This is a genomic window from Thiosulfatihalobacter marinus, assembly GCF_016019955.1.
GTDB lineage: Bacteria > Pseudomonadota > Alphaproteobacteria > Rhodobacterales > Rhodobacteraceae > Shimia > Shimia marinus_A.
Window position 1 is genome coordinate 1 of the sequence record NZ_JAECRZ010000037.1, and the last position, 4,660, is coordinate 4,660.

General features: G+C 54.6%; 3 protein-coding genes. All 3 read right to left on the reverse strand.

Features of this window, described 5'->3' with window-relative positions; genetic code table 11:
* Positions 1-74: 74 nt before the first annotated feature.
* Positions 75-1,799 carry an ATP-binding protein gene (locus I3253_RS20200; protein WP_197919588.1) on the reverse strand — a complete coding sequence of 575 codons (1,725 nt, stop codon included), beginning with the start codon at positions 1,797-1,799 and terminating at the stop codon, positions 75-77.
* 66 nt (positions 1,800-1,865) lie between these two features.
* The gene (locus tag I3253_RS20205) at positions 1,866-2,702 is read right to left on the reverse strand and encodes a phosphoadenosine phosphosulfate reductase family protein (RefSeq protein WP_197919589.1); all 837 of its coding nucleotides are present in this window, start codon (positions 2,700-2,702) and stop codon (positions 1,866-1,868) included.
* On the reverse strand, positions 2,699-4,393 hold the full coding sequence (locus I3253_RS20210; RefSeq protein WP_197919590.1) for a hypothetical protein: 1,695 nt from the start codon (positions 4,391-4,393) through the stop codon (positions 2,699-2,701). The genes I3253_RS20205 and I3253_RS20210 overlap by 4 nt, the downstream gene beginning before the upstream one ends.
* Positions 4,394-4,660: the final 267 nt, after the last annotated feature.

The following is a 4,660-nucleotide window of genomic DNA, read 5'->3' on the forward strand; positions in this document are numbered from 1 at the left end:
CGTTTCGCCATCTCGTATCCCTCCAAAAAGTTCGGGATACACCTTAGCTAACTGTCCGGATTTCCGGGACCACTTCACTCTGAGGTGCGTGCGAGTTCGTGAGCGACGATTTCAACCAGTAGTCCTATGCCAGCCATGTCTTGCATTAGCTTTGCATCGCCTTCAACCTCGGCATTACGTTCTCTTAAGATCTTTGCGAGCTCCGTCAGCTCGAGCAATGTTTGTTGCAGTTCTTCTATCGTTTCGCGTTCTTGGTTGGTCGTGACTGACCGCAAATTGCTGATTGCCTTCTGCGCTCTCGTCTCGAGCCTTGCGATCTCCGTCTTTGCTTCTACTGGTTTTGCACGTTTGGCTTTGTATTTGGTCTCCGCACGCCTCATCGCGTTGCGCAATTGGTCTTGAATGGAGAACTGAACAATCCTCAGCATCGCTTGCTGTTCGTGGGTCTCTCTCAAGCCCTCCCGATTGGTCTGATCTACGAGACCAGGATTCGCGCTTCGACTGATATCTACTTGACCGACAAGCTGAATTTTGTTGAGGAGGTATCCTCTGGCCATAAGAGCTTCACGATCGAGTCCGAGCCAGTCATCCTTCTCTTGCCCATACGGATAGACCCGAAAGTCATCGCGATACATTCTGATCCCGGTCCATTGACGGTGTAGCTTCAGGATCTGCTCGCGATCCATCCCACCCTCTGCCTTAACACGGCGCCTATTGTACCAATGCGCCTCGAAGGTGAATGGACCCAAGTCAGTCAGCGCATCCTCTGGAATCGCCTCGTCCCGGCCGCGTATCATAGCGAACAGGTCCTTCTCCCCGAACCTTAGCTCCTCTTCGACAACTGGGTGTTCAAAGCCCAACTCTCTGAGTTTCAGGTTCAGGGTAAGCTGGGGTCCGCTTTCTCCTACCATGTATGCCCCCCAAATGCTGGCGTGGGCGAGCTTAAGAAAGCTTTTTCCAAGCATAGGAACTGGAATGCGCTCACCATTCCATACCAATGCAATTCGTGGTCGATTTCTGCTATCTGCAAGGGGATTGGTCAGAAAAGCAAAATCTGCAGCGGCCAACTGTTTGATGCGGCCTTCGTTCCAATCGGATGTTAGCTCTGAGATAGTAAGAACAGTTCCGGAGTAGTCCGGCGAAGGCTTTGCTCCAGACGTACTTGCCTTGATATCTATGTCTTCGATCATCTTGTTGACGTCTTCAAACGCCCGCCAATCAATCTTTAGATGATTGAGTTTCCTGTCTTTCGTTCGCGCGGTTTCGATAGAGAGCGTTCCACCCAATCGCATTGCTGACAACCGACCCAAGCCTTTCTCACCGAGAAAATCAGGCTTTTTCTGCCCTTCGGCAACGGACTTCTCTACGGCGATCTTTCGTGAGGGTGTACCGATGACCAGAAATTTGTCTTCCAGATCCGTCGCCGACATCCCAGTGCCAGTATCAATGACGCGGATCGTGTTAAGCGAATAGACCTCGTTCAACGCTTTAGAAAGTTGATCATAAGAGTCTGCGGCCGCAATCAACTTCCGCGCTTTTTCATAGATCGTTGTGGCAGCTGAGTTCAGCTCGGACAGACAACGCTCCTTGAGATTTTGCAGCGGGACTTCTTGCTCTTTCGAGCGATTGCGAAGCGAGCTGAAGCTTCGCAGACCAAGCACAACATCGAAGCGCACCTCAACGCCGTTCTCGGTTCGCGCGTCAAACCCGTTCTTGATAAGCTCATAAAACGCGATCACGTCCGAACTGATAAGCTCGGAGCCGAGTTCCAAAACTGTTCTTGCCGTTACTTTAAACAAATATCGCCTTTCTCGCCCTTTGTCGACGCACCGTGCCGCGAATCCATGTGCTAATGGGCCTGGAGACTATTTATGACAAACAACACATGAATTTCCCTCAAAGACACCAAAAATCTCGTCGATCGACGGCTCGGAGCGCGCTGACAGTGGGTTGGGCCGCACGGCGCGCATGGCGCGGGCCCGGCGCTTTTCGTAGTCCGCCTTGATCGCCTCGACACGTTCCGGTTTGGCGAGGTCATCTAGACTTTCACCGTCGCTCCAGGTGAAAGGGGAGCCGTGTTCCTCTGCCGTCTTCTCATAGGCCCGGGCTTCTTCAAATGCCTTAGGATGCTCTTCCATCAATCGCACCCACTCAATCTTCTGTTGGAAGAAGCAGAAGGTGCATCCGGATCTGGACCGCCAGCGATAGTATTCTGGCTCGCCGATGTCGGTGTCTTTCAGCAAATCGACCACACCGGCCTTGTCGATGCCGGCGTCTCGCAGAGGAAACCGAACCTTCATGTTTGGATGCTGTGACTTGTAGCCAGCCCGATTTGGTTCATCGGCACGAATTGCGACATAGGAGTGAACCACGACACCCTTATCTAGGTCCTCGCGCAACCACAGGTTCAACGGTCTCAGCTTTAGCTGCCGGGTACACCAACGGGTCTTAGCCGACGGTAGGAAATGCCCATACTCTGCCAGCCAGAAATCGAAATCCCGATCTGGGTTCAACCGATTGATCCGCTTGCCAAGGAACCCCTCGAGCCTGTTCAAAAAATCATAGACCTCTGGTAGTTCCTTCCCTGTGTCAGTGAAGAAGTACTCCATTTCGATGTCGGGGTGGTTCTGTCGCATATAGACGGCCAAGGCCGCACTATCGCGGCCGCCCGATATCCCGAGAATGTGTCGTTCGTTGGTCATGCTTCGATCTTGTCCATATTATCGGTGAGCGCCGCAACAGCCCGAGCGAGAGCCGCCAGCGCGAGCTCATGCCCATATTCGCTTTGGCCAAGATTCCGAATGATCTGGTCCGCAAGTTTGCTTGCAGTCTCTTTTTCGTTTTCGCTGAGTTCGAAACTCTGAAGGATTGGCGGCTGCTTCGGATCGACGCCCACAATGAGAGCGATCGCTTCCGTGTTTGACTTTCGGTCGCGCATCAGCGCCACGGCTTCAGCCTGCCTGAACCGGCGTCCAAGTCTTACTACCTCAGACAAGGCCCCTTCGCGGTTGCGGTCGGACCAGTCGCGCATGGGCTTCGGTTGCAGAGTTCCGGCCACTGCCTCCAGGCTGCCGGTCCCGGCTTCAATCTCCCCAACACGCGCCGCAAAAGCCTCGAACTTCAGGTCTGAGCTCAATCCCTTGATGGACTCTGCGCGTTCAAGGCTTCCGGCAAAGGTGTCACTCGGAACTCCGATGGAATGCGCCAACGCATGTCGCAGATCTTTGGCGAGGCCATCATAGGCCGCCTCACACTCTTCAATAGCAGCGACGGTCTTTTCAACTAGATCACCTTTGAGATTCAGGCCGGGAAGTGTTTCGAAGAGCAGTGTTTCGGGATCTTCTGCGTGCCGGATTGCATCGCGTATCTTTCGCGTGTCGGCAGAGACGAGATTGGTGCGCTTGGCAAAGTCGCTCAAAGCCTCGATCCGCTGGAAGGCCGCGCTTGCAACGGTAAGTGCAGATGCATCAGACAGACCCAACCCTTCCGCAAGCCGGGATAGGAACGCCAGATGGTGCTCAGAACGTCCAGCGGGCCGCAGTACAATGGCCGAAGGATCCTGAAGCATCCTGTCGACAAAGATGTCATCGAGATCCGCCACAAAGCGACCGTCTTGGTAGACAGCATAGGTCTGCCGATTTGCGAGCATGAATGCGAGCGCTAAAACCGGCATCACGCCGATCTTCATGCCAAAGGGCACGCCCCGCCAGACCTCATAGACTTCCGCCAGCGACTGCTCCTTTTTCGAGTGCACGACCTTCCAGGCTGGCTTCAGGGAAGCACCGGTCATGGTCCTATCTGGGTCAGCAAAACCGTAGCCCGACTTGGATTTTCGGTGCAGACCATTCGGGGCCAGGGTTGTGAGGTAGAGACCGAATGCAGCGGGAAACCCTTCGAAGCCAAGGTTTTTCTGATCCGGGCTTTTCACCATGGCATGGCAAAGGGCTCGAAGAGCGGCCGCAGCACTCGAGGAAGGTCTGTCCTTTTGCAGCAGCTCGCTGTGAATGATTGGTGTCGAATGATAGGCAGTGTCAGCCAAGCGCGATGCCGCAGCGGACAGCGAGGGCACCATCTCGGAGTCGTTTGTCCCCAGGATTTGCCATTGGCTCGACAGCATCAGGCGCTGGAGTTCGACGTTCGAGCGATTGCGCAGCAATGCCTCACGCGCACGGATTCCCCGTCGCGCGATCCTATCTCCAGCTATCTGCGGTACTTGCTTTTGAACTTGAGCCAACGCCGCCAGGTCGCCTGCATCTTCGATCAAGCGCTTTCCATCTCCGACCAAAGAGACAGCACTCACGACCCCCATACGCCTTAGGATCCGAACAATCTCATCCATCATCGCTTCGATGTCTGGTGAGCGCGCGTCTTGGGGCGCGATAGCCATCACCATGACACCGCTCGCGGCCGACGCCTTGCGACCTACAGTGCGCTTGAACTCATTTGGATCGAATTGCTCCCCCAGGCACTCTGCGTGCAGCGCAAAGGTTCGCAGTACCCCGCAATCGAAGTAATGTCGCTTGGCGACAATGTGGTCGAAGCCGGCTTTTGCGGCAACTTGGGAAAGATCTGAGGAGGTGGTCTGAACCGCCCCGGTTTTCCCGGAGGCTGATTACTCCGTTTCACGCGACTTTAACGAACTCGTTGCACTGTTCATAGA

What these genes read in the sequence shown, in the direction of transcription:
- I3253_RS20210 (WP_197919590.1), bottom strand. Translation starts at nt 4,393, where the DNA reads ATGGTGATGGCTATCGCGCCCCAAGACGCGCGCTCACCAGACATCGAA.
- I3253_RS20205 (WP_197919589.1), bottom strand. Translation starts at nt 2,702, where the DNA reads ATGACCAACGAACGACACATTCTCGGGATATCGGGCGGCCGCGATAGT.